This is a genomic window from Pseudomonas sp. 51_B (genome assembly GCF_017491595.1).
GTDB lineage: Bacteria > Pseudomonadota > Gammaproteobacteria > Pseudomonadales > Pseudomonadaceae > Aquipseudomonas > Aquipseudomonas promysalinigenes.
In genome coordinates this window covers 1-549 of sequence record NZ_JAFGYW010000139.1, presented here as the reverse complement: position 1 = coordinate 549, position 549 = coordinate 1, and the positions used below count along the sequence as shown (strand labels likewise).

The following is a 549-nucleotide window of genomic DNA, read 5'->3' as shown; positions in this document are numbered from 1 at the left end:
CGCTGCCGAACCTGACGACCTACCTGCTCGACGAGCGCCTCGAGCCGGTGCCAATCGGCGTGACGGGCGAGGTCCACATCGGCGGCGTCGGCGTCGGGCGCGGCTATCTGGGCGATCCGGCGCGCACCGCGCGCGCGTTCGTGCCGGACCCGTTCTCGCCTCGGCCGGGCCGCCGCCTGTACAAGACGGGCGACCTCGCGCGCTACCGGCCGGACGGCACCCTCGAATTCCTCGGCCGCGAGGATTTCCAGGTGAAGATCCGCGGCCAGCGGGTCGAGATCGGCGAAGTCGAAAGGGCGATCGGCGATCACGACAACGTGCGTCAGGCGGTGGTGGTCGCCGCGCGCGACGGCAAGGACCGCCTGTATCTGCTCGGCTACGTGATCCCGCATCGCCATCCGGCGCCGACCGTGCCCGAGCTGCGCGCGTTCGTGGCCGGCCGCGTCGCGAGCTACATGGTGCCCGCGTCGTTCGTGCTGATGGACCAATTCCCGCTGAACGCGAACGGCAAGGTCGACCGCAAGCGCCTGCCGAAGCCGGCGGATCAGG

General features: G+C 71.2%; 1 pseudogene. It reads left to right on the top strand.

The window, feature by feature from the left end:
• A pseudogene (locus J5M56_RS24040) lies at window positions 1-549 on the top strand (AMP-binding protein); the annotation flags it as partial.